The sequence below is a fragment of the Stenotrophomonas sp. YJH_SMC_91 genome (genome assembly GCF_059368495.1).
Genome location: NZ_JCAFRT010000026.1, coordinates 18309 through 44881, shown reverse-complemented (window position 1 = coordinate 44881; position 26573 = coordinate 18309). Strand labels below are relative to the sequence as shown.

19 protein-coding genes are annotated in these 26573 nt (G+C 67.2%); 6 read left to right on the top strand and 13 right to left on the bottom strand.

Translation table 11 applies throughout. From position 1 onward, the window contains the following. Both AC5P5X_RS20170 and AC5P5X_RS20165 read right to left on the bottom strand, forming a co-directional pair. A partial coding sequence (locus AC5P5X_RS20170) for a two-partner secretion domain-containing protein (RefSeq protein WP_495216048.1) occupies positions 1-8953 on the bottom strand: 8953 nt, incomplete at its 3' end. A gap of 21 nt (positions 8954-8974) precedes the next feature. Next, a complete protein-coding gene (locus AC5P5X_RS20165) occupies positions 8975-10651 on the bottom strand; it encodes a ShlB/FhaC/HecB family hemolysin secretion/activation protein (protein WP_227860059.1) in 1677 nt (558 codons plus the stop codon). Between the two features lie 364 nt (positions 10652-11015). Here AC5P5X_RS20165 and AC5P5X_RS20160 point away from each other — a divergent pair, with 364 nt between their 5' ends. From AC5P5X_RS20160 to AC5P5X_RS20140, 5 genes are all read left to right on the top strand, one after another. Next, positions 11016-11408 (top strand): barstar family protein, encoded by a 393-nt coding sequence (locus AC5P5X_RS20160; RefSeq protein WP_043035632.1) that lies wholly within the window; start codon positions 11016-11018, stop codon positions 11406-11408. A gap of 134 nt (positions 11409-11542) precedes the next feature. Next, positions 11543-14134, top strand: coding sequence for a DNA mismatch repair protein MutS (gene mutS, locus AC5P5X_RS20155; protein WP_111117652.1), 2592 nt, complete (start codon positions 11543-11545; stop codon positions 14132-14134). Positions 14135-14372: 238 nt separating this feature from the next. Beyond that, positions 14373-16091, top strand: coding sequence for a wall associated protein (locus AC5P5X_RS20150; RefSeq protein ID WP_258391089.1), 1719 nt, complete (start codon positions 14373-14375; stop codon positions 16089-16091). A gap of 180 nt (positions 16092-16271) precedes the next feature. Beyond that, positions 16272-17915, top strand: coding sequence for a catalase (locus tag AC5P5X_RS20145; protein WP_043035634.1), 1644 nt, complete (start codon positions 16272-16274; stop codon positions 17913-17915). A 108-nt stretch (positions 17916-18023) separates the two neighbouring features. Then, the gene (locus tag AC5P5X_RS20140) at positions 18024-18626 is read left to right on the top strand and encodes a DUF937 domain-containing protein (RefSeq protein WP_049406738.1); all 603 of its coding nucleotides are present in this window, start codon (positions 18024-18026) and stop codon (positions 18624-18626) included. A gap of 38 nt (positions 18627-18664) precedes the next feature. On the opposite strand, the gene AC5P5X_RS20135 is transcribed toward AC5P5X_RS20140, so the two are convergent. Together AC5P5X_RS20135 and AC5P5X_RS20130 are read right to left on the bottom strand one after the other, a co-directional pair. Next, the gene (locus tag AC5P5X_RS20135) at positions 18665-19072 is read right to left on the bottom strand and encodes an RNA-binding S4 domain-containing protein (RefSeq protein WP_024956742.1); all 408 of its coding nucleotides are present in this window, start codon (positions 19070-19072) and stop codon (positions 18665-18667) included. Positions 19073-19081: 9 nt separating this feature from the next. Further along, positions 19082-19321, bottom strand: coding sequence for a hypothetical protein (locus AC5P5X_RS20130; protein ID WP_005408602.1), 240 nt, complete (start codon positions 19319-19321; stop codon positions 19082-19084). Positions 19322-19383: 62 nt separating this feature from the next. On the opposite strand from AC5P5X_RS20130, the gene AC5P5X_RS20125 reads away from it, so the two are divergent. Further along, positions 19384-20844: an MATE family efflux transporter gene (locus AC5P5X_RS20125; protein ID WP_111189248.1), complete on the top strand. Its 1461-nt coding sequence runs from the start codon at positions 19384-19386 to the stop codon at positions 20842-20844. Positions 20845-20961: 117 nt separating this feature from the next. Here the strand turns inward: AC5P5X_RS20125 and AC5P5X_RS20120 are convergent, their stop codons facing one another. The 9 genes from AC5P5X_RS20120 to AC5P5X_RS20080 form a co-directional block, all read right to left on the bottom strand. Continuing rightward, a complete protein-coding gene (locus AC5P5X_RS20120) occupies positions 20962-21369 on the bottom strand; it encodes a DUF1801 domain-containing protein (RefSeq protein ID WP_111189247.1) in 408 nt (135 codons plus the stop codon). A gap of 38 nt (positions 21370-21407) precedes the next feature. Next, a complete protein-coding gene (locus AC5P5X_RS20115; RefSeq protein ID WP_059033597.1) occupies positions 21408-21842 on the bottom strand; it encodes a DUF1801 domain-containing protein in 435 nt (144 codons plus the stop codon). 79 nt (positions 21843-21921) lie between these two features. Continuing rightward, positions 21922-22302: a DUF6404 family protein gene (locus AC5P5X_RS20110; RefSeq protein ID WP_049451937.1), complete on the bottom strand. Its 381-nt coding sequence runs from the start codon at positions 22300-22302 to the stop codon at positions 21922-21924. 82 nt (positions 22303-22384) lie between these two features. After that, complete coding sequence (gene rplS, locus AC5P5X_RS20105) at positions 22385-22786, bottom strand: 50S ribosomal protein L19 (RefSeq protein WP_005408597.1); 402 nt, start codon at positions 22784-22786, stop codon at positions 22385-22387. A 154-nt stretch (positions 22787-22940) separates the two neighbouring features. Beyond that, positions 22941-23699, bottom strand: a complete 759-nt coding sequence (gene trmD / locus AC5P5X_RS20100; protein WP_005412653.1) for a tRNA (guanosine(37)-N1)-methyltransferase TrmD — start codon at positions 23697-23699, stop codon at positions 22941-22943. Between the two features lie 8 nt (positions 23700-23707). After that, positions 23708-24220 (bottom strand): ribosome maturation factor RimM, encoded by a 513-nt coding sequence (gene rimM, locus AC5P5X_RS20095; RefSeq protein ID WP_111189246.1) that lies wholly within the window; start codon positions 24218-24220, stop codon positions 23708-23710. Positions 24221-24264: 44 nt separating this feature from the next. Beyond that, positions 24265-24525 (bottom strand): 30S ribosomal protein S16, encoded by a 261-nt coding sequence (gene rpsP / locus AC5P5X_RS20090; RefSeq protein WP_005408594.1) that lies wholly within the window; start codon positions 24523-24525, stop codon positions 24265-24267. A 98-nt stretch (positions 24526-24623) separates the two neighbouring features. Next, positions 24624-25436, bottom strand: coding sequence for an aminotransferase class IV family protein (locus AC5P5X_RS20085; protein ID WP_012479530.1), 813 nt, complete (start codon positions 25434-25436; stop codon positions 24624-24626). After that, entirely contained in the window at positions 25433-26509 is a 1077-nt protein-coding gene (locus AC5P5X_RS20080) for an NAD(P)H-dependent flavin oxidoreductase (RefSeq protein WP_111189245.1), read from the bottom strand. Before AC5P5X_RS20080 ends, AC5P5X_RS20085 begins: the two co-directional genes overlap by 4 nt. Between the last annotated feature and the right edge of the window lie 64 nt (positions 26510-26573).

The following is a 26573-nucleotide window of genomic DNA, read 5'->3' as shown; positions in this document are numbered from 1 at the left end:
TGCCCTCGGCCGACATCTGCGTGCCCTGGCTGAGGATCGAGCCGCCGTTGGCAATCAACGTGAGATCGCCGCCTGCAGCCAACTGGCTGACGCGGGCATCACTGGTCGAATGGCTCTGTTCGCTGTTGGTGCGCTGGCTGCCGGCAGTCACCACGGTCGAAGTGGTGGCCGCGCGCAGGCCGGAGGCTGCGCCTTCAGCGGTACGGGTGATCCGCCCCATCGCCGAGCCACTGTCGGCCATGCCGTCGGTGGTCGAATCGCGGGCGCTGCGGTAGGCCTTGGTCGGGTCGTAGGTCACGCCCACGGAGAAGCCGCTGGACTTGCTGGCCTGACTGGATTGGTTGTCCGTGGTGTCCTGTCGCGCCAGCAGCGCAATGTCCTTGCCCACCAGTGTCAGGTTCTCGCCTGCGGCGACGTCCGACGCCTCGATCGTCAGTGTGTTGCCAGCATTGATCAGCACATTGCCGTCGCGCGAGGCGATCGCCGATCCCACCTGGGTGGTGGACTGCTCGGCGCGGGTGCTGCTGTTCTTCGCGCTACTGTAGCCGACCGATGCCACGCCGTTGCCGAAGCCTCCGGTAACGCCGGATTTCTTCTTGCTCTCGTTGGACTCACTGCTGTGATGGTCCTCTGCGGCGGTGATCAATACGTTGTTGCCCGCCCCCAGAATCACATTACCAGTGGCATCGACCACCGCACCAACCGCAGTCAGATCGCGGCCGGCGGTGATGTTGATGCGCTCGCCCTGGATCGCCGTACCGATGGCATAACTGTCGCTGTTGTCGACGCTGCGCGTGGTAGTGGTGCTGGATAGCGTTTTCTTTTTCTTCTCGTAGCTGTCCAGGCCGTAGTCGTGCGTCTCGTTGGCCGAGAGCAGGTTCACGTCGCGGCCCGCAGCCACGCTTACCGCACCGTCATTGCTGTCGACCAACGCGGCTGTAAGGCTCACGTCCCGGCCCGCGGTCAGCAGCAGATTGCCCCCGGCCTGCAACAGGCTGCCGCGCACCGTCTCATCACGCTGGCTGACCTGCAGCGAGCTGCGCTTGCCCGCACTGGAGAAGTCGCGGCTTTCGCTGTCCACCAGCGCCTGGCTGTTGATGTCACCGCCGGCCTGCAATGCCAGACCTCCCGCCGCTTTGATCTGCGCGGCGGCCAGGTTGATGTCCTTGCCAGCGGCCAGCACCACATCGCCAGCGCCCTGCACCGAGCTGGCAGCATGTGTTGTCCTGCTGCTGCGCTGGTGGTTGCGCTCATCGAAGGTGGCGTCGCGGCGTTTCTCCAGCGCAATCGCGCCAACATCCAGAGTGCCGCCTGCGGCCAGCTGGGTAAGGCCGTCGGCGCCGGCGTTGCGGATCTGTGCGGCCTGCAGGCTGATGTCACCGCCAGCCACCACCGACAGCATGCCGTCGCCACTGGGGTTGGTCACATACAGACCAGCAACCCGATCAATGCGGTTGGTCTCGTACTGGTAGGTGCCACCGCCCCGCTGTGTCTCCACCGTGGAGGCCACCGTGACATTGCCCGCGGCCTTGACCGACAGCGCATCGGTGGCCGTCACGGTGGCACCGGCAACGCGGATGTCCTTGTCCGACGACAGCCCGACGTACTGGCCGGAAATGCTGCCACCCAGATGCTCGATGTTGCCTGCATCGATGGTTACCAGCTTGCGGCCGGCGATGTTGCCGGTGTTGACCAGGCCATTGCCCAGTTTGATATCGACATTGGCGCCGGCCAGCAGTGCACCTTGCCCGTCCAGATCGCCCGGGCGCAGGCGCAGGTAGACCTGCGGCACCAGCGCGGTGGTGGTGCTGCCATCGGCCAGGGTGACGGTCTGCTCGACCAGCCAGACGATGTCGCTGGTCAGCTGTGCCATCTGCGCTTCGGTCAGCGCCACGCCGGGCCGCAGGCCCCATTCGCTGGCGACCGTGGCACCGGCCTCCAGCAGCGCGCGGTATTGCGCCTCGTCACTGGCGTAGCCGTCGAGGAAGCGGCGACCGGTCAACTGGCCGATCTGCTCACGCACCAGCTTCTGCTCGTAGTACCCATCACCCAACCGCTTCTGCACGGTATCGGGCGAGTAGCCCATCTGGCCCAGCAGGTGGTCCGAGCTCAGCCAGGTCTTGTGGTCGGTGAAGCGCGGATCGGTCTCGACCAGATAGTGGCCCCCGTTGGGATTGACGTTGAACAGGCTGGCGCTCGGCGCGCGCGTATCCGGCGCCCCCATTGCGATGCGGTCCGGCGATCCGCCACTGGCCGCGACCACGCGCGGCCCGGACGTACCGGTGTTGCCGCTCACGCCGCCGACGTTGCCGCCCTGCTGGGTGCCGGCGGCATCGGCCGCCTGTGACAGCGCGCGTTCGGCACCGGTGCCGGTGGACTGGCCCGGCCCCTGCGCACCGCCATGACCCGGCCCATCCGGCAGCGCCTTGGGCCCCTGCACGTTGAGGTTGGCCATGGCCGAACCGTTCTGCACGTTCGGTGCCTTGCGCCCCTGGTTGAGGTTGCTCAGGTCACCGACATCGATGCTCAACGTGCCGTTGGCGGTAATCTGGCCCCCCAGCTGGCCGATCTTTTCGGAGATGGGCTCGGCGGTCCATTGCGTTCGGGTGCCGTCGTAGGCGATGGAGGTGTTGTTGAAGGTATGCGTGCGGAACAATTCGAGACCAACGTTACTGACACGGCTGTCGGCGCCGTGACCGACGATCTGCAGATTGCCGCCCGCAGCAATCTGCGCGTAGCGGTTGTTCAGCTCGTCCACCGACAGGCGCATGTTGCCGCCGGAACGGATCACCGCATCGGCACCGGCACCGGGCTGCAGCTGGTCCTCATGGGCCACGTGGTGAGCAACGCGCTTTTCTTCATTGAGGCCGTGTTCCTGCGTGTGCTGGCGGCGACCGACGATGGTCGCATCGGGATTGCTCAACGACGCCGGGGTGATGAACTGGATGCAGGTAGTGCTGCAGGTACCGTAGGCGCTGGAGAACGTCAGGCGGTCGTTCTGGTAGGTGAACTTCTCCTTCGACTTCAGCACGTCGAACGGATCGCCGCCCGGCACCTGGTCCGGATTGGCGGCAGTGCCCTTGCTCACGTAGTAGATCGTGACGGTGCCGTTGACCGGATCCATGCGCCAGCGCTCACCGCGCACGTCATAGCCCAATCCACCAGAGCCGAAGAAGAAGCGCGAGGTGCTCGCGGTCAGGCGAACCACCGCCTTGCCCAGGCGGGTGCCGTCCGGCGCAATGTAGGGCTCGTCCTGCAGCACGTCTTCCGGCGCGATGTAGTAGAACTCCCAGGCCTTGTAATTGCTGGTATCGCTGACCGTGCCTGCGGTGTTCTTCGAGTTCTTCTGCCATGCCGCCACCATCATGTTGACGGTAGTGTCGATGGTCTTGACCTGGGTCGGGGCGATCGCCACGTTCTCGCGGATGTTGTTGACCGCCTGCGCATCGATGGACAGATTGCCGCCCACATCGATGACCGAGCTGATGTTGTCGATCCGCCCGGCAATGCCGCTGGCGATCCGGTCGGCGCCGAGCGCGCCACCGATGGCCGCATCACCGCCGCTGTAGATCAGGCCCTTGCCGGTGTTCTGCAGTTCGCGCACGCCCAGGTCCAGCCGCTCGCGTGCGGCCACGGTGCCGACGCGGGTGGCACCACCGGCCTCTTCGGCGCGGTTCTTCAGCACGCCGGTGGAGATCGCCACGTGGTCACCGTAGATGCGCCCGGTGCCGAGATTGTCGATCTCGCCGGCCTCCAGGTGCGTCAGCGCGCCATCGATCAGGCCGCGGTTGGTCAGCTGGCCACGGGCATTGAGGTGGGTCGTACCCTGGCTGGAGATCTCACCCGAGGCTGCGTTGGTGATGTTCTGGGCGTTGAGGTCGAGGTTGCCACCGCGCACGACACCCTGGTTGTCGAGGTCGCCGGACAGGTTCAGCGACAGCGTGCCGTTGGCGATCCATTCGCCACGATGGCGCATGCCCTGCTGCAGGGTAAGGCCGAGGTCACGCTGCGCATGCACTTGGCCGTCTTCGCTGAGCACACGTGCCACCAGGGTCTGGCTGCCATCAGCGCGCAGCAGGCCACTGCTGTTGGCGACGTTGTCCGCCTGGCTGTCCAGGTTGCCGCCGGTGCTGATCACGCCGCCGGTGTTCTGCAGCTGGCCGTTGATCTGCAGCCGCGCACTGCCATCGGTGACGACCTGGCCCTGGCTGTTGTCCAGCCACTGTGCACCGAACTGCAGCTGGCCCGCCTGCAGCCCATGCGTGCCGTCACCGCCACGGGTGTTGCGGTTGTCCACGCTGGCGGCCGTGAGGGTCAACCGCTGGCCGGCCGCGATCGCGCCGGCGGCGTTGTCCAGGTGCCCGTCGAGGGTCAGGTCGAGGTTGCGTCCGGCCTGCACGCGACCACCGGCATTGGCCAGGCTCGCCGCCCGCAGCGAAAGATCCGCAGCGCTGGCAAGTGTTCCACCGGCACTGTTGTCAACGCGGGCCAGCAGCAGACGCGCATCGCCTTGTGCATTGACTGCGCCGCCACGGTTGTCCAGCACACCGCCTTCCAGCTGCAGCTTCCCGGCCGCCAGCAGCCCACCGCTGCCGGCCGTGAAACGGTTGTCGATGTCCTGCCCGGCCGTGTTGATGGTCAGGTCGGCCGCCGACTGCACGCGACCGCCCTGGTTGTCCAGAACGCCACTGCGCACACTCAGCGCGCCCTTCTGCGTACCCAGCGTGCCGGCGCGGTTGTCCAGCCGCTGGCCGCGGGTATCGATGTCCAGCTGGCCACCCAGCAGCGTGCCCCGCTGGTTGTCCAGGCCGTTACCCTGCAGCTGCAGCCGTTCGGCGGCCTGCATCGCGCCGTCGCTGTTGTCCACGCCTGCCGCCGTGGTCACCGTCAGGTCCTTGCCAGCGACCAGGGTGCCGTGGCGGTTGTCGAGACTGCCGGCGTCCAGGGTCACCATGCCGGTGCTGGACAGCAGGCCCTGCTCGCCATTGTCGAGACGACCGTCAACGCCCAGCACCAGCGCGCTGCCGCCCGCGTGCACTGTGCCGCCCTGGTTACCAAGGCTGGCCGCGGTGACCGTGCCGGCACCGCCGAGCAGGATGCGGCCCTTCTGGTTGTCCAGCGCCTGGCCGATCGCCAGCGTGGAGTGCCCGGCGCCTGCGCCCTGCAGCGTGCCCTGCGCATTGTTCAGCTGCTGCGCGATGACATCCAGCGCGCCATTGCTGGCGAGTGAACCGCCGCGATTGTCCAGCATACCCTGTACGCGCAGGCGCAGCGCATCTTCACCGGTTGCGGTGAGCGTGCCACCGGCGGTGGTCAGGGTGCCGGCGCTGATGGCGACGCGACGCGCCGAGGTGGTCGCTCCACTCAGATCGAGCGAGGCGCCATCCAGCACGAAGCTGCCGTTGCTGAGCACGCTGCCGCCCTTGCCCAGCAGGGCCTGCGCCGAGACCTGCAGCTGGCCACTGCCGGCGTGCTGGATCCTGCCTGCACTGTTGTCCAGCGTCCGGGCCAGCAGGGTCAGGTCGCCATTGCTGGCCAGCGTGCCACCGGCATTTCCCAGCGCCGTCGCCTTGATGCGACTGGCGCCTTCGCCGCTGGCAATGATGCGGCCACCGGCGTTGTCGAGCGTGGTGGCCTCAAGGTCGAGGCGATCGGCGCCCAGCGTCGCGTCACGATGATCCATGTCGTCGGCGCGCAAGGTCAGTGTGGCCGAGGAGACCAGCGTGCCCTTGCTGCCGTCCAGGCGGCCGGTGGTGATGTCCAGGCCCTGGTTGCCGGCCTGGCGGATGCTGCCGCCACTGTTGTCCAGCCGTGCGGCGGCGATCGTCAGGCGGTTGGCGTTGCTGGCGATCGTGCCTTCGTGATTGTCCAGCGCACTGACGATCTGCAGGGTGCTGTCGGCCGTTCCGGCGCCGCTGAGCGTGCCCGTGCGGTTGATCAGTTCACCGGCCTGCACATCCAGTGCCCCGTTGCCGGCGATCGTGCCGCCACTGTTGTCCACGCCCTGCGCCACGTGCAGCCGCAGCGCGTCGCTGCCGGTCGCGCTGAGGTTGCCGCCGGTGTTGTCCAAGCGCTGCGCATCGATGGCAATGCGCTCTGCCTGGGTAGTGCTGCCGGCCCCCAGCAGCAGGTCGCCGCCCTCAAGTTCCAGCGCCGACTGGCTGAGGATGCGGCCGCCCGCACCCTGCAGGCTGTCGGCGCGGATCTGCAACGTACCGCCGCCGGCGTGTTCGATTGCACCGCTGCGGTTGTCCAGGCTTGCCGCCTGCAGCCGCAGATCACCGGTACCGGCCAGGCGGCCGCCGTTGCTGTTGTCCAAGCGCTCTCGGGCCTGCACCTGCAGCGCGCCGCTGCCTGCCGCCAGCACCTTGCCGCCCTGGTTGACCAGGCTGCCAACCTGCAGCTGCACCTGGCCATTGCCGGAGATGCCGCCGCCGCTGTTATCCAGCGTGTCGCGCACCGTCAGCGCCACGCCCTGCGTACCGGCCGACTGCAGCGTGCCCTTCTGGTTGTCGATGCGACCGGCGTCGATGCGCAGGCCGCCGTTGCCGACGATCTGGCCGCCCTGGTTGTCTAGCGCATCGCGTACGTCCAGTGCCAGCTCCGAGACACCCTGCGAGACGATCTGGCCCTGGCGGTTGCGCAGTGCCCTGGCGTGGATCTGCACACTCTGCGCCGACGTCGTACCGCCGCTCACATCCAGCTCGCCGCCGGACAGCACCAGTGCACCGTTGCTGAGCAGGCGCCCTTCGCTGCCACGCAGCGTATCGGCCTGCACGCTCAAGCTCCCGGTGCCAGCCTGCTGCACCAGGCCCTTGCTGTTGTCGAGCGTGGTCGCGGCCACTATCAGGTCACCGTTGCCGGCCAACGTGCCACCTGCGCCGTTGTCCAGGTTCGACGCCTTCACCGAACTGGCACCGGTTCCGAGCGACAGCAGGCTGCCGCCGCGGTTGTCCAGCATGCCAGCCACGATGTCGAATCCCGCCGCACTGAGCGCACCGTTGCGCAGGTCGGCGCTGCCAGTCGTCCAGTGCAGGCGCCCCACCGTGCTCAGCCGTCCACCGGGACCAGCCCAGTCACCCGTGTCCAGCGTGAGGCCACCCTCACCGGCATGTTCAATGCGGCCACCGGCATTGCCGACCTGGCCTGCTTGCAGCGCCAACTGCGCGGCGTTGGTGGCCAGCAGGCCGCCGTCATTGTTGAACAGACCCTGCACCGTCCACGACGATGCCGCCTTGCCGGCGTGCCGCAGTTCACCCCCGCGGTTGTCGAGCGACTGCGCATCCAGCCGCAGGCCGCCGGCCACGCTCAGCGCACCCTCCTGGTTCGACAACAGGCCGACATGCAACGCGGCATCGCCATGCACCTGCAGCGTGCCGCCATCATTGCGCAGCTCGCCCCCAGCCTGCAGCGCACTCACTCCCAGGCGACCGCCGCTGTTGTCGAGTCCGGCACGTGCGGCGAGCGATACCGCACCACCATTGGCGATGCTGCCGCCGTCATTGTCCAGCATGCCGGCGATGGCGATCAGGCCCTCGGCCATCGGTACCACTGGCGAGGTCGGCGTGCCGGTCGAGCCGCCGCCGGTACCCGGCGTCCCCGTACCCGGGGCACCGGTTCCCGGCGTTCCTCCGCCGCTGCCCGGCGACGTGCCGCCCCCTGGGCCACCGCCGTTGCCACCGGACGCGACGGCATCCAGCGCACCCAGCAGACCGTTGCTGCGGTTGCGGGCCGCTTCGGCCTTGAGCGCCAGCGCCTGCACACCAGTCTGTTCAATGGTGCCGTCATGGTTGCGCAGGCCCTGCGCCTCGACCTGAAGGCGCTGTGCGTTGAGCTTGCCGCCGCTGTTGTCCAGCGTGCCGCCGGTGGTGATCGCAACCTCGCGCGTGGCGGCGATGGTGCCGGCATTTGCAAGATCACCGCGCGCCTGCAAGCGCATGTTCTGCAGCGACTGCAGTGCGCCGGTGTTTTCCAGGCGGCCGTCCACCGTCACCACCAGCTCACCGGCCTGCGCGCCGATGCTGCCGGCATTGCGCACGCCCACACCGTGCTCGTTGCCGACCAGCCAGATCTTGTTGGCGAACATGCCGCCGAGAGCGCCCACGTCCAGCGCGAAGGTCGGTGCCTCGCCGTTGGCCGGGATCAGGCTGGCCTGGCTGTGGTCGGCATTGACCACGTTGTTGCCCAGCGTGGCCTGCAACTGGTTGGCCCAGATGCCGGCGTTGACCTTCAGTGACCGGGTGATCAGGTCGGTGTAGTCAGCGCGGCTGGTGTCCAGACCCTCTCCATCGATCTGGATCGCACCACCGGTGACGCGGTAGCCCTCCAGTGCCCCAGCACCCGTGAACATCGGCGTGCCGGTGGTCAGGGTCACGCGGCTGGCGTTGAGGAAGCCGCCGCCGTTGACCTGGATGCCGGCCGGGTTGGCGATGATCACCTCGGCGCGCTGCCCGGCCACTTCCACGTAGCCGTTGAGCCGGCTGGCCGGACCGTTCACTTCATTGAGGATGACCCGCGCACTGCCGGTGGCAAGCCACGGATTGCCCTGCACCCAGCCCCCCAGCTGCGTCTGCACCTGGCCGCGGGCGTTGTTGAGGATGACGCCCTCGCGTCCGACATCGAACTGCGAATAGCGGTTGCGCGACACACCCGCCGCCGACGGCGTGGTGATGTTCACCATCGGCACACCATTAGGGGCCGTCACCATCGTCGGCCGTTCACGGCCCGGCGCATTGGGGTCGGAAATGATGCGCGCATCGGACTGCGCCAGTGCAGGGGTTACCATGCTGACCCAGCCCAGTGAGCACATCAGTGCGAAGCCCAGCGGCGACAGCGCGGCGCTCTGCCGGCCCGGCACATGGCCGACCAGGCCACCGCCACCCTTCACCAGCTCCGACGCCACCTGCCAGACGCGCAGCGCGCGGTTGAAAACCAGACGATAGATAGTGTTCATGTCACGTGTCCTTGTGGCAGATCAGTAGCGCCAGGCCAGGCTGAAGCCGAATGTGGTGTAGTCGGTGGGGAAATGGGCGGGCTTGTGCAGTGCCGAACCGACGAAGCCATCCCAGGAAAGCTGCTGCCAGCCGCCGCGCAGGCCCAGCGCCATGCCCGCCAGGTCACGGCCGGACTGCCACTGCGCGGATGGGCCGCCGATGCGGCCGTAGTCGGCGGCGACGTAGAACTCCTGGCCACCGCCGATGCCCAGCGAAAGATCGTTGCGCAGCGACCAGCCGCGCTCACCGCTGAGCGAGCTTTCACCATCGAAACCGCGCACGGTATAGCGGCCGCCGATGGCGAAGCGGTCCTGTGGCGAGAGCGGCGTGCGGTTCCACTGCGCCCGCCATGCGGCGGTGTAGCGCAGGCGCTGCCTGCCCAGCTGGAACGGCACGCTGAACTGCGCGTCGGCGGTGATCAGCTTCATCCGCGAGGTCCCTTCCAGCGGCAGCGTCGGATCCCACTGCTGCGCCATCTCTTCTGGCGAGCGCAAGGCGTGGAAGGCCCCCGTGCCACGCCGGTAGGCCACGCTGGCATCGAGCGTGGCGTTGCCGATGAATTGCTTGTGGGTCAGGCCCAGTTCCCAGCCTGCGGTGCGGCGGCGCTGTACTTCTATCTCGGTGTCGTCGATGTAGTTCTTCGACTCTCGCTGCCAGCCGCGCGCGTAGGCGCTGAACTTGACCTTGGCATTGCGCAGCAACAGCCGGTCCACCCGCGCTTCGGCGTTTTGGCTGCGGCCGCTGTAGTCATAGCTTTCAAAGGCACCCACCACGTTCTGCCTGTAGTCGTAAGCGCTGGCGGTGGCACCGAACAGCCAATACCCGTAGGGCACGTCGTAGTGCGCGGTCCAGCTGTTGGTGTCCTTGCCTCGGCCATTGAACACGCCACGGCCGGCGCTGATGTAGAACAGCTCGTTCAGGCCCAGCGGATTGTCCAATGACAGCGTGGCATTGGCCTGCAGCTTGCCGGTGCCGCGGCTGCCGGCATCGTCCAGGGTGACGCTGGCGCGCACCGGTGAGCGCTGCGTCCAGTCGATCTGCAGGTCGCTCTGGCCTGGCGCCGCGCCCTCGCCGTCGGCCGGCGCGATCTTGATGTCGGCGCTGACGGTGGGCACGCGCTGCAGGTTCTCCAGCCCCTGCTCGATGTCGCGCAGGTTGAGCAGGCTGCCGCTGCGGATCGGCAGTGCATTGGCAAGGGCCGGATGCCGTCCCTGCGGGTCGGAGAACACGGCCTCGCGGAACCGGCCTGGCACCACCGACAACGTCAGCGTGCCCTGGTTGAGGTCCTGCGGTGCCGACAGCACCCGCGTGGTGACATAGCCGCGGGCGATGATCGCGGTCTGCACGCGCTTCATCACCACGTTGATGCCTTCGGTCCCCAGGCAACGGCCTGTGGCCGGATCGTCGACCGGGTCGGCAGCCGCCAGTGCCCAGCCGAAGCGCTGGCTGTCCTCGCCTTCCAGCACGATGCGATCGATGCGCACGCAGGGGCGCTCCTGCGCCGGCAGGCGGTCGCCCTCCTTCTGCGCGTTCCGCTCCAGGCGGACGTCGGGGCGTTGTTCCTGCTGCTCGCGCAGCACGCGTTCGCGTTCCTGTTGCCTCAGCAGTTCCTGCGCGGCTGGATCACCGGCCTGCTGGGCGGCAACACCGAAGGTCATGCCAAGCAACACCACCCACCCACCACCACGGCACGCCTGTCGTGCCTGCTTCTTCCCTGACCGCACAGTGTTTTCCTGATATTGATGCAGGCCGTCAGGCGCTCTGTCCGGAAAAGGACAATGCATCGACGTGCCGGCTTGATTCGGGTCTGCCGACGCACAGGCGACAGCACGCCGCTACGCGAAGCGCAGAAAGGCGCAAAGGGTATCGGCCGCCTCAGGAACTTCTATAGGAAAGATTGCAAATTCAGTCGACTGCGGGGCAACACGCCGCAAACGCCCGGGACGCTGCGCGTTCGGGCCATGGCGCGAACCCTGGTACTACAGCACGCCAGCTTCCGCCTGCTGACGCTACAGTCGCCGCATGACCATCGTCCTACAGATTGAAGGCGCCGCCATCAATGACATCCCCAGCCTGTACGCGGAGATCAACCGCGTGTTCATGGCCGGCGAGAACTGGCAGCTCGGGCCAAGCCTGGACGCCCTGGATGACCTGCTGCATGGCGGCTATGGGGTGTTGGCCGGCCACGACCGGGCCACGGTGATCTGGGGTGATATCGAGCACAGCCGCGCCGCACTGGGACGAACTACCACATGTCAGTGGCTGCAGTCCAAGCTGGAAGCCCCGGGCACCTTCAATAGGCGGACCATTGCGCTCCAGCTGGACGCCCTGCAACGAGGCCAGGGCCAGACCTACTTCGGGATCGTAATGGAGATCTTCGCAAGCCACCGGCAGATCACCCTGGTTCCGGCCTGACTGTGTGCCCCGCACGGCAATGCCCACCAACCGCAGCGGCGCCCACCGGCCCCAGCAGTTACCATGGACGGCCCTGTACCCGCTCCGCTGCCGCTGCCGCCCGGCGCGGCCGGACGCCCTGATCCACGAGTCCCATGTCCAAAGACAAGTCCGCCGAGCACACCCCGCTGATGAAGCAGTTCTTCGCAGCCAAGTCCGACTACCCGGACCTGCTGCTGTTCTTCCGCATGGGCGACTTCTACGAGCTGTTCTACGACGACGCGCGCAAGGCTGCGCGGCTGCTCGACATCACCCTGACCCAGCGTGGCAGCTCCGGCGGCGCACCGATCCCGATGGCCGGCGTGCCGGTGCATGCCTACGAAGGCTACCTGGCACGGCTGGTGGCGCTGGGCGAGTCGGTGGCGATCTGCGAGCAGATCGGCGACCCGGCGCTCGCCAAGGGCCTGGTCGAACGCAAGGTGGTGCGCATCGTCACCCCCGGCACGGTCACCGACGAAGCGCTGCTGGACGAGCGCCGCGACACCCTGCTGATGGCGCTGTCGCGCAGCAAGCAGGGCTACGGCCTGGCCTGGGCCGACCTGGCCGGTGGCCGCTTCCTGGTCAACGAAGTGGAGACCGACGACGCCCTGGAAGCCGAGCTGGCACGGCTGGAGCCGGCCGAGCTGCTGGTGCCCGACGAGGAGAACTGGCCGGAGTTCCTGCGCCAGCGCACCGGCGTGCGCCGCCGTGCGCCGTGGCTGTTCGACGCGGACAGCGGCCGCCGCCAGCTGCTGAACTTCTTCAAGCTGCACGATCTGAGCGGCTTCGGTATCGATGACAAGCCCCGTGCCACCGCCGCCGCCGGCGCCCTGCTCGGGTATGTCGAGGAAACCCAGAAGCAGCGCCTGCCGCACCTGACTTCGATCGCGATGGAAACCGCCGGCGAGGCGATCGCGATGAACGCCGCCACCCGCCGCCACCTGGAATTGGACACGCGTGTCGACGGTGATACCCGCAATACCCTACTGGGCGTGCTCGACAGCACGGTGACACCCATGGGTGGGCGCCTGCTGCGCCGCTGGCTGCACCGCCCGCTGCGCCTGCGCGAGGTGCTGGTGCAGCGCCACCACGCGGTGGAAACCCTGATTGATCGCGGTGCGGACGCCGACATCCGCGAGCAGTTCCGCCGCCTCGGCGATCTGGAACGCATCCTCACCCGCGTCGCGCTGCGCTCGGCGCGCCCCCGCGATTTCTCCACCCTGCGTGACGGCCTGGGCCTGCTGCCGGCGGTGCGCGAAGTGCTGGCCCCGCTGGACTCGCCGCGCCTGCAGGCCCTGCATGCGGCGCTGGGCGAACACGACGCGTGCGCGCAGCTGCTGGCCAGCGCCATCGCCGAGATGCCGCCGCTGAAGCTGAGCGACGGCGGCGTGCTGGCCGATGGCTTCGATGAAGAGCTGGACGAGCTGCGCCGGCTGTCCACCCATGCCGACCAGTTCCTGGTCGACCTGGAACTGCGCGAGCGCGAGAGCAGCGGTATTCCCACCCTGAAGGTGGGCTACAACCGCGTTCACGGTTACTACATCGAAATCAGCAAGGGCCAGTCCGATCGTGCGCCGGTGCACTACACCCGCCGCCAGACGCTGACCAATGCCGAGCGCTACATCACCGAAGAACTGAAGGCATTCGAGGACAAGGTGCTGTCCGCGCGCGAACGTTCGCTGTCGCGCGAGAAGTACCTGTACGAGCAGCTGCTGGACACCCTTGGCGGGCAGTTGGAACCGCTGAAGCAGTGTGCCGCTGCGCTGAGCGAACTGGACGTGCTGGCCGCCTTCGCCGAACGCGCGCAGGCGCTGGACTGGGCGCGCCCGGAGCTGCAGGCCGAGCCGTGCCTGAAGATCGAACGCGGCCGCCATCCAGTGGTCGAAGCGGTACGCGAACAGCCGTTCGAACCCAATGACCTGGACCTGCATCCGGACCGTCGCATGCTGGTCATCACCGGCCCGAACATGGGCGGTAAATCGACCTACATGCGGCAAAATGCGCTGATCGTTCTGCTGGCCCACATCGGCAGCTTCGTGCCGGCCAGCCGGGCGGTGATCGGCCCGATCGACCGCATCCTGACCCGCATCGGCGCCGGCGACGACCTCGCCCGCGGGCAGTCAACCTTCATGGTCGAGATGGCCGAGACCAGCTACATCCTGCACCACGCCACCGCCCATTCGCTGGTGCTGATGGACGAGATCGGCCGTGGCACCTCCACCTACGATGGCCTGGCGCTGGCCGACGCGGTGGCCCGCCACCTGGCCTACCAGAACCGCTGCTACACGCTGTTCGCCACCCACTACTTCGAGCTGACCGCGCTGGCCGACGAACAGCATGAGGGCGGCCGCAGCGGCATCGCCAACGTGCACCTGGACGCGGTCGAGCACGGCGAAGCGCTGGTGTTCATGCACGCAGTGAAGGACGGCCCGGCCAACCGCAGCTTTGGCCTGCAGGTGGCCGCACTGGCCGGCCTGCCGCGCGCCACTGTGGCGCAGGCACGGCGTCGCCTGGCCGAGCTGGAACAGCGCGGCGCTGAAAGCCACGCCGCCGAGCTGGCGCCGCAGGCGCTGGATGCCCCGCAGCAGTTCGGGCTGTTCGCGGCGCCATCCAGCAAGGCGCAGGAAGCGCTGGCGGCGATCGATCCGGACGAACTGACGCCGAAGCAGGCGCTGGAAGCGCTGTACCGGCTGAAAACGCTGCTGTAAGTGCGCCTGGCCAGGGGGCACCATGCCCCCCTGGAAGCCACCGCGGAGAATCCTGCATACTCGGCCACGCAGACCGCCACAGGGGAGCTGGGGCGCCGTTCCGCACAGTCACTGAAACTGCGATCCCAGCGGCATGCAATGGGGCCGGGCAACATGCCGCGGCATCGAAGCGAGGGGATTCGATCACGAGGGAACGAACATGCGGCGTACGGTTCTAGCGTTGTTGCTGGTGTGTGGCGTGGCCGATGCACAGGAATTCGTAAGCAGCGAGCGTACCTACGACGAACGCCTGCGGGGTGCGCGGGTCGCGGCGCTCGGCGATGATCTGTTTGGTGATTCCCTAAACAGGAAGGATGGCACGCTGCAGTTCTCGCAGACCGATGTCGTGGTGCCGACCAGCAGTGGAATGCGGGTCGCATTCACCCGCACAACGCCGAAGCAGAAACAGGGACTGGATCGCGCTGCCGCCCCGCTGGGGGCGTCCTGGGAGATCGATGCCCCCTACATGATGGGCTCCTACGATCAACGCCGGGGCTGGAATGCGGCGGGCGGCGGCCGCTGCAGCGGCAGCAACCTGTCCCCGACCGAGTGGGTGGGCCCGTCACCGGACTTCAACACCCGGGTCATCCCGAAGCACACCTATTGGAGCGGCATCTTCATCAACCTCCCTGCGGTCGGTTATGAATCCCTTTTGCTGAAGGAAGCAGGGGCAAGCCTGCCCCAGGATGGGGCAACCTACATTGGCACCTCGGCCAGCCAGTGGCGCGTCAGCTGCCTGCCAGCCATCAGGAATGGAGCCGGCGAAGGTTTTGTGGTGCGGACCACCGATGGCACCCGTTACTTCTTCGATTGGATGGCGGTCCGCGACCAGCACGACGTGCTGGCCAACGAGTACTATCGTGATGGCAATGGCAATGGCACATCGCAGCCCTACCTGCTGGTTCCGGTCGTCGATGTCTTCCTCTACGCGACACGTGTCGAGGACCGCCACGGCAACTGGGTCAGTTACAGCTACGACGGTGCCAACCCGACCCGCCTGCTGGCGATCATTTCCAATGACGGAGCCCGGATCGATATCGACTATGACGCGCAGGGCAAGATCGGCGCCGTCCGGGCCGGGGATCGCACCTGGCGTTACAACTACGTCGACAGCTACTGGGGGCGCACGCTCAACGAAGTCGTACTTCCCGACCAGTCGCGCTGGACCTTCTCCACCGACCGCCATGTGGGCGCCATGCCGTGGACGATGGTGCCCCCCGTCCTGAATCCAGGCTTCTACATGAATTCCTGCGCGCAGAATGCAACGGGATTCCGCTCGGAAGATGCCGGCGACCCGGCCTTCAACGATGTGATCACCATGCGCCATCCCAGCGGCGCACAAGGGGTGTTCTCGCTTCGCCAGTTGATCCACGGATCGGACAACACGCCTGGCAGCTGCGGCATCATCGGCACTAGTTCCTCCAACTTCGGGTTTGGCTCATTCGGCATTCCCAATGCCTACATGGCCAAGTCGCTGGTATCCAAGACCCTGTCCGGGCCCGGCATCCAGCCCGCCTCCTGGACGTACACATACTCACCACACTGGTCATTCACCGGTGGCTGCACCTCCAACTGCGTTTCAACAACCTGGGAAAACCGGCCCGACGGCGTGCAGGCCGAGTATGTCTTCGGCAACGACTACACCGCCAACATCGGCGACCTGCAGATCGAGCGCCTTCGCCGTGCCGGCCTGGTGGTACAGGAAACCCGGTATGTGAAGGCAGCCGCATCGGGGCCCTACCCCGCACGCTATGGAACGCAACTGGCGCCACGCGGGAATCCGCTGACCACCCAGATCCGGCCGATGCAGGACACCCAGCTGCGCCGGGACGGGATGCTTCATCGTCGTTATGTGGATGCATTCGACGGCCTAGCGCGCCCGGTGCGCATCGTCGAATCGAGCACTGCTGGCCCATGATCGGAGCGTGTCGGGATGCGAGCCGCCGGGCGACCGGAACAAGGCCCCGGCAATGAATTCCCGACAATCGATAGACAGAAGCTATAGAAGTGAATGATTCATTCGATTATTCATTTCATCTGGCCATAGCTAAAGTCGAGTGAAGATGTTCCACCCCGTCTTCACCCGCAGGAGCCAGCCATGAGCCAGTCCGATAACAACAGCCCCAAGTGCCCGTATCACACCGCGCCGTCGCCTGCGGAAGGCACCCAGCAGCAGCGTGAACTGAGCACCACGCCCAAGCAGAAGCACGGCGATGATCCGGTCACGCCGATGACCACGGCCTTCGGCGCACCGGTGGTGGACAACCAGAACAGCAAGACCGCCGGCCCACGTGGCCCGCTGCTGATGGAAGACGTCTGGCTGCTGGAGAAGCTGGCCAACCTCAACCGCGAGATCATTCCCGAGCGCCGCATGCACGCCAAGGGCTCGGGCGCGTTCGGTACTTTCACCGTCACCCACGACATCAGCAAGTACACCCGTGCCAAGCTGTTCGAGAAGGTCGGCAAGCAGACCGAGATGTTCGCGCGCTTCACCACGGTGGCCGGCGAGCGTGGCGCCGCCGACGCCGAGCGTGACATCCGCGGCTTCGCACTGAAGTTCTACACCGAAGAAGGCAACTGGGACCTGGTCGGCAACAACACGCCGGTGTTCTTCCTGCGCGACCCGCGCAAGTTCGCCGACCTCAACAAGGCCGTGAAACGCGACCCGCATACCAACCTGCGCAGCGCGCGCAACAACTGGGACTTCTGGACGTTGCTGCCCGAAGCCCTGCTGCAGGTGACCGTGGTGATGAGCGACCGCGGCATCCCGCGCAGCTTCCGCCACATGCACGGCTTCGGCTCGCACACCTACAGCTTCACCAACGCCGACAGCGAGCGCTTCTGGGTGAAGTTCCACTTCGTCAGCCAGCAGGGCATCGAATCGCTGACCGACGCGCAGGCGCAGATCCTGGTCGGCCATGACCGCGAAAGCCACGGCCGCGACCTGTTCGCCGCAATCGAGAAGGGCGACTTCCCGAAGTGGAAGCTGTTCATCCAGGTCATGCCCGAGCTGGAGGCGGAAACCTACCGCATCCATCCGTTCGACCTGACCAAGGTGTGGCCGAAGAGCGACTACCCGCTGATCGAAGTGGGCCAGTTCGAACTGAACCGCAACCCGGTCAACTGGTACCAGGACGTGGAGCAGTCCGCGTTCGCACCGAGCAACCTGGTGCCGGGCATCGGCCCGTCGCCGGACAAGATGCTGCAGGCACGCCTGTTCGCCTATTCCGATGCGCAGCGCTACCGCCTGGGCGTAAACCACCACCAGATTCCGGTGAACGCCGCACGCTGCCCGGTGCACAGCAACCACCGCGACGGTGCGATGCGCGTGGACGGCAACTACGGCGGCCTGCCGCACTACGAGCCGAACAGCTACGGCCAGTGGCAGGAACAACCGCAGTACCGCGAGCCGCCGATGAAGATCCGCGGTGACGCCGACTTCTGGAATTTCCGTGAGGACGACGCCGACTACTTCAGCCAGCCCGGTGCGCTGTTCCGCAGCTACAACCAGGCACAGAAGGACCGCCTGTTCGCCAACACCGCCCGCGCCCTGGGCGATGCGCCGGACTTCATCAAGCAGCGCCACATCGACAACTGCAGCAAGGCCGACCCGGCCTATGGCGCTGGCGTTGCCGCAGCGCTGAAGGCGCTGGCCAGCCAGCCTTCGGATCCGTTCAAGCCGGCGCAGCCGGAAGCGGACTTCCCCACCGCGACCCCGGGCGCCGAAGACATCGAGCTCTGATCGCCCTGCCCCGTGAACAGCACGCCGCCTCCCCGTGAGGCGGCGTCGCCGTTTTAACGGTCCGCGTCGTACCTTCTGCACGCCCCACCCCAATCAAGGATTCCGCAGATGAGCCTCACCGACGAACTTCTCGCCAAACTGCAGGGCGCACCGCTGCAGCAGGTGTCGCAGCAGCTCGGCATCAGCGACACCCAGGCTTCCGGTGCGATCAGTGCCGCGCTGCCGGTGCTGATGGGCGCGCTGGGCAACAACGCCTCGCAGCCGCAGGGCGCGCAGGCGCTGCTCGGCGCGCTGCAGAACAACCACAGTGGGCTGGACCTGGGCAGCGTGCTCGGTTCGGTACTGGGCGGCGGTAGCGGTGGTGCCGCCAGCGATGGCGCCGGCATCCTCGGTCACATCTTCGGCGGCAACCAGCAGAAGGTGGAAACCGGCCTGGCCCAGGCCACCCAGCTCGACAGTGGCCGCACCAGCCAGCTGCTGCAGATCCTCGCACCGATCGTGATGGCTTTCCTCGCCCAGCGCCTCGGTGGCGGCCAGGCCGACGCCGGCTCGCTCAGCCAGGCCCTCGGCCAGGAAAAGCAGCAGGTGCAGCAGCAGGGCGGTCTTGCCGGTGGCCTGCTCGGCAGCCTGCTGGACCAGGACGGTGACGGCCAGCTCGGCGTGGGCGATCTGCTGAAGATCGGCGGCAGCCTGCTGGGCGGCAAGCGCTGAGCCAAGGGGGCGCCGGATCCGGTCTGGCGCCCTGCTGCTTACAACGCGTCGATATCGCCGAGCGCGCGGATCAACCGCCGTGCGCGCTTGTCCGGCTTGTGCTCCGGCGGCTGGAAACCATCGCGCGCCGCGATGCGCAACGCGCGCTGTTCGGCACGGCGCGCCTTCGAGGCCTCACTCTCGGCATACAACTGCTGCGCCGTCGGCGCCGGCCCGCGCTGGTCGCTCAGGCCCAGCACCTGGATCTCGAAATGCTCTTCGCCGCGGTCGACCTGCAGCTGCTCACCGACGCGCACTGCGCGTGAGGATTTCGGGCGCTGCCCGGCGACGCTGACCTTGCCGGTTTCGATGGCCTGCTTGGCCAGGCTGCGGGTCTTGAAGAAACGGGCCGCCCACAGCCAGATGTCCAGGCGGACACTGGGCGACAGCGCGGAAAGCTCGGTCATCGGCAGGGACTACTCCGTTCGCTTGTTCAGGGGACGCGGGTTGTCGGGGTCGGTGCGGCAGCCGCTGCCCCCGATCAGGGTGGGAACGCCGGCGGAAAGATCCTGGCGCTGGCTGCCGACCAGGCACTCGGGGCGGTCGGTTGGCCGCACCTGGGTATCGCCCAGCCGGTCACCTGTCGAACATGCGGCCAGCGCGGCGCCGATCAAGGCCAGCGCCAGCCTTCGCTTCACCTGCAGTCGTTGACGCATTGCCACATCCCGCAAACCGGCTTGGTGCTAGTGTGCGCCTCCCGGGATTCGATCACCACTCCATGGCCAAAGCGCCGCTTGACCTGACCTCCGGCCCGATCGGCCGCAATCTCCTGTTGTTTTCCCTGCCGATCCTGGCCGGCAACATCGCGCAGTCGCTGAACGGTTCGGTGAATGCGGTCTGGGTCGGGCGCTTCCTCGGCGAGGCGGCACTGACCGCCACCGCGAACGCCAACAACATCATGTTCTTCCTGATCGGCTCGGTGTTCGGCTTCGGCATGGCCTCGACCATCCTGATCGGCCAGGCGATCGGCGCGCGCGACATCCCGCAGGCGCGGCGCGTGGTGGGTACCAGCGCCACCTTCTTCATCGGCCTGTCGGTGATCATCGCCATCGCCGGCTGGTTCATGGCCCATCCGCTGCTGGCGGCGATGGGCACGCCGGCCGCCTCGCTGCCATTGGCCGAGGCCTACCTGCAGATCATCTTCCTGGCGATGCCGACGCTGTATGCGTTCGCCTTCCTCACCGCCGCGCTGCGCGGTGCCGGTGACTCGCGCACGCCGTTCCGTTTCCTGATGGTGTCGGTGGCACTGGACATCGTGCTGAACCCGGTTCTGATCTTCGGCATGGGGCCGTTCCCCGCGCTGGGCATCGCCGGCTCGGCCTGGGCCACGCTCGTCGCGCAGACGCTGTCGCTGGCCGGCCTGCTGCTGTACATGCGGCACAAGCGCCACACGTTGTGGCTGGGCCGCGCCGACATGCGCCTGTTCAAGCTCGACCTGACCATCCTGAAAGCGCTGGTGCTCAAGGGCGTGCCGATGGGCCTGCAGATGGTGCTGATCTCGCTGTCGGTGATCCTGCTGATGACCATGGTCAACCAGTACGGCACCGACACCGCCGCCGGTTACGGCGCTTCCCTGCAGCTGTGGAACTACCTGCAGATGCCAGCGATGGCGATCGGTGCGGCGTGCTCTTCGATGGCGGCGCAGAACGTCGGTGCGCAGCGCTGGGACCGCGTACGCGGCACCGCACGCCAGGGCGTGCTGTTCAATTTCCTGCTGACCGGCGCGCTGATCCTGCCGCTGGTGCTGTTCGATCGCCAGCTGCTGGCGCTGTTCCTGCCGCCGGCCAGCCAGGCGCTGGACATTGCCCGTCACCTCAACCACGTGGTGATCGGCTCGTTCCTGTTCTTCGGCGTCAGCTTCGTGATCTCCGGCGTGGTGCGCTCCACCGGTGCGGTGATCCCGCCGCTGCTGATCCTGGCGGGTTCGCTGTGGGGCGTTCGCGTGCCGTTCGCCGAGCTGCTGCAGCCGTATTGGGGCGCCGATGCGATCTGGTGGAGTTTCCCGGTCAGCTCGCTGGTGTCGATGCTGCTGTCGCTGGCGTACTACCGCTGGGGCGGCTGGCGCAAGGCGAAGATGATCAGCAAGCCCTCGCACGCCGAGGAACTGGCCACGCCGTCGGAAATTCCGGCCTGCCCGCCGTCGCCGGTGGCCGACCCGGATGCCGCACCGATGCGGTAGTGCCGGCCGCTGGCCGGCAACCTCAGGGGCCAGTGAACGCCACGGTAGTGCCGGCCGCTGGCCGGCAACCTCACACCTCTCCAGCAGCATCGCGGCACAGCCGGCCAGCGGCCGGCTCTACCGCTTCTTCTTCGCCGCGTTGAACATGGCCGCCGCGCGCATCAGCGCCTTGAACGCGGCGGCATCCGGCATCGCGCCTTCATGGATATCGATCGCGCGCCGCGTGTTGCCGTCCAGGCTGGCGTTGAACAGGCCCTCCGGATCGGCCAGCGCCGCGCCATTGGCAAACGTCAGCTTCACCGCCTGCTTGTAGGTCTCGCCGGTGCACAGGATGCCGTTGTGCTCCCACACCGGTGTACCCCGCCATTTCCAGGTTTCCTGCACGTCGGGCAGCGCCTCATGGATCAACGCACGCACGCGTGCCAGCGCTTCGCCACGCCAGTCGCCCAGTTCGGCGATGCGCGCATCGATCAGTTCGGCGGCCGGGGTTCCGGCATCGGCCGGGTTGGGTGCATGCGTGGCCATCAGCGGCTCTCGTCGGCAAGGAGATCAGAACGGTGGGCTTACATGTGTTCGCCGGGCAATGCCGCGGCCTGGCGCACCCAGTCAAGAAACCGGGCTTCATCCAGTACGCCATCCTGTGCAATGTGCAGGTAGCGCGTATCGGCACTCCTGGACGGCTCCGGCGGCACCGGTTTCAGCGCAGCGCCGCGGAAGAACGCCACCTTGATATAGCGGGTGAAGCAATGGAAGCTGAGAAACCAGCCTTCGCCCGCGGCCACCGCATACATCGGCGAGTTCCACTTCACCGCCTTGTGCACCCCGGGTACGGCTTGTTCGACCAGCGCATCCAGCCGTGCGCCGATCGACCGCTTCCAGTCCGGCATCGCCGCGATATACGCCTGTACCGTGGCATCGCCCTCGCCCTTGGCGATCTGCGGATTGCCGCCTGACAACAGCTTGGGCGCAGCGGAAGGTGCGGTTCGCTTGGCAGGCATCGCACGGCACGTCCATCGGGATGACACTGCAGCCTACCGCGGCCCGTGCCGGGCGGTCACGGCGCAGTGCGCCATCGGCTCAGTCCGCCTGCCCCGCGCGGAACTGGCGCCACTCCGGCAGCTTGCGGTGCCGGCGCAGCGAGCGCATCAGCGCCGCCATCACCATGCCGAACAGCGCTCCGGCCAACAGCCCGGCCACCAGCAGCAGCGCCAGCGGACGCTCACTGCCCTGCCACAGCATCAGCCACATCAGCGCGGTCCAGAACAGCCCGAACAACAGGCCCTGCACCAGCGCATTGGTACCGAAGCCGGCCAGGATCGGCGGTGGCAGTGCGATGCCCATGCGCCACAGCAGGCGATGCAGCAACGGCGCCGACTGCACACGCGCCAGCCCCTTGCCGTCGAGGAAGCGCAACGCCGACTGGATCACGGCGGGATAGCGCGGGTTGATGTCGTTCATCACCTGATCGTGGCCGATGCGATGCCGGAAACGCAAACGGCCACCCGAAGGTGGCCGTCCCGGCAACAACCGAAGTTGTTTATCAGGCCTTTTCGGCCAGACGGGCAGCCTTGGCGGCAGCAGCGGCAGCCAGGTCTTCCTTGATGCGGGCAGCCTTGCCTTCCAGGCCACGCAGGTAGTACAGCTTGCCGGCGCGGACCTTACCACGACGCTTCACTTCGACCGAGTCGATGATGGCGCTGTGGGTCTGGAACACGCGCTCGACGCCGTAGCCGTGCGAGATCTTGCGCACGGTGAACGAGGAGTTCAGGCCGGCGTTCTTAGTGGCGATGACGACGCCTTCGTAGGCCTGCACGCGCTCGCGGCTGCCTTCCTTCACCTTCACGTTGACGACAACGGTGTCGCCCTGGCTGAACTTCGGCAGTTCACGGGTGATCTGGGCGGATTCGAATTCCGCGACGATGGACTTGTTCAGCTTGCTCATGGGTTACACCGATTCTTGTTCGGGTGGGCGTGTCATGTAGACAACGTGGGCTCATGCAGTCACCGGACTGTGCTGCACGTTTGTTGTGGGTACTGCGCGCGCCGGCCTAGGCTGGCGGTAATTGGCCATGATAGCCGATAAAGCCGGCCCTGCGCTAGGGGTCGGCCTTCTGTTTCTGGGCCTGACGGCCCTGTTCCAGCAGCGTGCGGTCGGCCTTGCCCAGCGCCTGTTCATCCAGCAGGTCCGGGCGCCGCTGGGCGGTACGGACCAGCGACTGCTGGCGGCGCCACGCGGCGATGGCCGCATGGTTGCCTGAGCGCAGCACGTCCGGCACGTCGCCCAGAGGGTGCTGGGCCGGCTGGCTGTAGTGCGGGCAGTCGAGCAGGCCCAGATCACCTTCGAAGCTGTCCTGGGCCGCTGATTCAGCGTCATTCAGGGCCCCGTCCTGCAGGCGGGCCACGGCGTCGATGATGACCGCCGCACCCAGCTCGCCACCCGACAGCACGTAGTCGCCGAGGGAGATTTCCTCGTCGACATTGGCTTCCAGGAAACGCTCGTCGATGCCCTCGTAGCGGCCACAGAGCAGGACCATGCGCGGCAATGCCGCCAGTTCCCGCACCTTGGCCTGGGTCAACGGCGCCCCCTGCGGGCTGAGATGGATCACCCGCGCCGGGGTCGGATCAGCATCGCGGATCGCCTGCAGGCAGGCCTGCAACGGCTCGATCAGCATCACCATGCCCGGGCCACCACCGAACGGACGGTCGTCCACCCGGCGGTAGTTGCCTTCGGCGTAATCACGGGGATTCCAGCCATGCAGGCTGAACAATCCCTTCTCCTGCGCGCGCCCGACCACGCCCAGTCCAGCGGACTGGGCGAGGAACTCGGGGAACAGGGTGATGACGTCGAAACGCATGCTCACACTCAGAACTCGGGATCCCAGTCGACCACGACCAGGTTGGCCTCGAAGTCGACCGACTTGACGAAGTCCGGCTGCACGAACGGAATCATCCGCTCACGGTCACCCCGGACCACCACCACGTCGTTGGCGCCGGTGCTGAACAGGTGCGAGACCTGGCCCAAGGCAACGCCCTCGGTGGTCTTCACGTCCAGGCCTTCCAGGTCCACCCAGTAATACTCATCGGGCTTCGGCGGTGGCAGGGCACTGCGGGCCACGTAGATCTCGGTGCCGCGCATCGCTTCGACGGTATCGCGGTCCTCGACGCCGGGGAAACGGGCGACCAGGTGCTTGCCACTGTCGCGGCCACGCACACCTTCAATCGTGGTTTCCACGCCGGACGGGCTGCGCACGATCCACGGCTGGTAACGGAAAATGGCGGAACGTGGCTCGGTCCAGGACTCGAGCTTGATCTCGCCGCGCACACCAAAAGCGCCGATAACCCTGCCCAGCAGGATGCGGCGCTCGATATCTTTCATCTGCTTCAACCAAGAGGGCCACGCCGAAGCGTGGCCCGTCAGGATCAGGCCGCAGCGGCCTGGGACTTGGTCGCTTCCTTGATCAGGTTGCGGACCTTGTCGGTCGGCTGGGCGCCGTTCTTGACCCAATGGTCAACGCGGGCCAGGTCCAGCTCGATGCGCTTCTCGCCGCCCTGGGCGACCGGGTTGTAGAAACCAACGCGCTCGATGTTGCGGCCGTCGCGCGCACTGCGCACGTCGGTGACGATGATGTGGTAGAACGGACGCTTCTTGGCGCCGCCGCGGGTCAGTCGAATCTTGACCATGGTGTTTTTCCTATTGCCCAGTCGCCAGGATGGCGAGGTAAGCGGGCGATTATAGCGGCAGAGTCCGGCCGAGCCAACCCCGGGGGGTTCGCTTGGGGTCAGATCCCTTTTGCGGCGCAAAAGGGATCTGGCCCCAGCCCCTGCCAAGCCACCGCCGCCAGCACCGCCCTGCCCTGTTCAGCCAGCGCCTGCGAGCTTGGCAGGAGATGCCCGTCGATGGCCTCCAGCGCCCACAGGCCGCTGGCGTTGCAGGCAAAAGCGGCCTTCACACTGCCCAGTTCAGCCAGCGCCAACGGCCGCGTCAACTGCGCATCGGGCCAATGCCGCTTCAGCAGCGCTTCGGCCGTACCGCGCAGGGCCGGCGCCTGCGGCCAGAGCAGCCGTTCACCATCGTGCACGGCCAGATTCCAGGTGCTGCCTTCACTCACGTCGCCATCAGCGGTCACGAACAGCACATCGTCGAATCCTTCGGCCATCGCCGCTCGGCGCTCGGCGAACAGGCCAAACGTGCCCACGTGCTTGATCTGCGGCATTTCGCGCTGCCAGACCACGCTGCGCACGCGCTTGGGCGCGACCAGGGCCACCGGCGCTGATACTGCCACCAGCACGTCCACCGGCACCGCCGCCAGCGGGTTGCGGAAATCGAACCGGCGCGAGTACACCGTCACCCGCAGCGAGGCATCGGCCAGGCCGGCCTGCTGCAGGGCCTGTGCCATCCAGGTCTGTACCTGCACCGTATCCAGCTCGCTGCCGAACAGTTCACGCGTCGCCTGTGACAGCCGCGCCAGATGCAGGTCCAGTCCCTGCACCGCGTGGTCGCGCACCTGCAGCGAGGTGAAATGGCCGTAGTTGACCAGCGCCGGCAGCAGATCCTCGACCTGTGCCGGCAGGCCGTTGCAGGTCACCGTCATCGCAGCAGCGCCTGCGCCTGGCTCCACATGCCGCGCACCACGTCGGCGGCCGGCTGTGCCGGCGCCATCCACGCCGACTGCCCGGCCCAGGCCTGCATCGCCGCCAGGCGGTTTTCCTGCGCGGCCTGCTTGCGCATCGGCGCGGTCAGCCCGCGCTGCACCGGGTACGGGCGTGGCGCCGGGGCGCCTTCTGCGGCAGCGGCGCGCACATAGGCGGTCGCCAGGCCGCGGCCCAGGCGGCCGCTGAAGGCGCGGGTCGGCCAGGTGTCTTCCGGTTCGCTGGCGGCCAGCCCATCGGCCCATGCCGAGGCGATCGCTGCTTCGGGCGTGCGCAGGAACGCGGTGCCGATCTGCACCGCGCTGGCCCCCAACGTGAGCGCGGCGGCGATACCGCGGCCATCGGCGATACCGCCGGCGGCAATCACCGGGATCTGCAGGTGATCGGCCAGGCGCGGCAGCAGCGCGAACAGGCCGACCAGCTGGCGCTCGGCCATCGCCGGATCGAACGCACCGCGATGGCCGCCCGCTTCCATGCCCTGCGCCACCACCGCATCGGCACCGGCGTCCTGTGCTGCACGCGCTTCGGACAAGGTGGTCGCGCAGGCGATCCAGGCAATGCCGGCATCCTTCAACTGCTGCACGTGGCGCGGCAGCAACACACCCATGATGGTCGAGGCCACCGCCGGGCGTGCGGCCAGCAGTGCGGCGAACTGTTCTTCGAAGTCGGCGGGCGTGGCATCGGCGGCGCTGGCCGGCACGTCCGGGCCCCACTGCGCCAGGAAGGCGCGGCTGGCAGCCTCGGCGGCAACGTCACGGGTCGGCACCGGATCCGGCACCCACAGGTTCACCTGCGCCGGGCCGGTCGAAGCGGCGCGGAAATCGTCCATCCAGCGACCGATATCGGCCGAAGAGGACAACACCGCGCCCATCGCGCCCATGCTGCCGGCATTGGCCAGCGCAGCCGACAGCGGCACCGGGCAGGCACCGGCCATCGGTGCCAGCAGGATCGGAAGCTGCAATGAAAAACGCCGACAGAAGGTGTCGGCGCGTTCAAGAATCGGCGATGCATTCACGCGACATACCTGTTGGAGAAGTCGCCATCCAGCATACGCCAGTCATTGTGACCGGGGCCGCGTC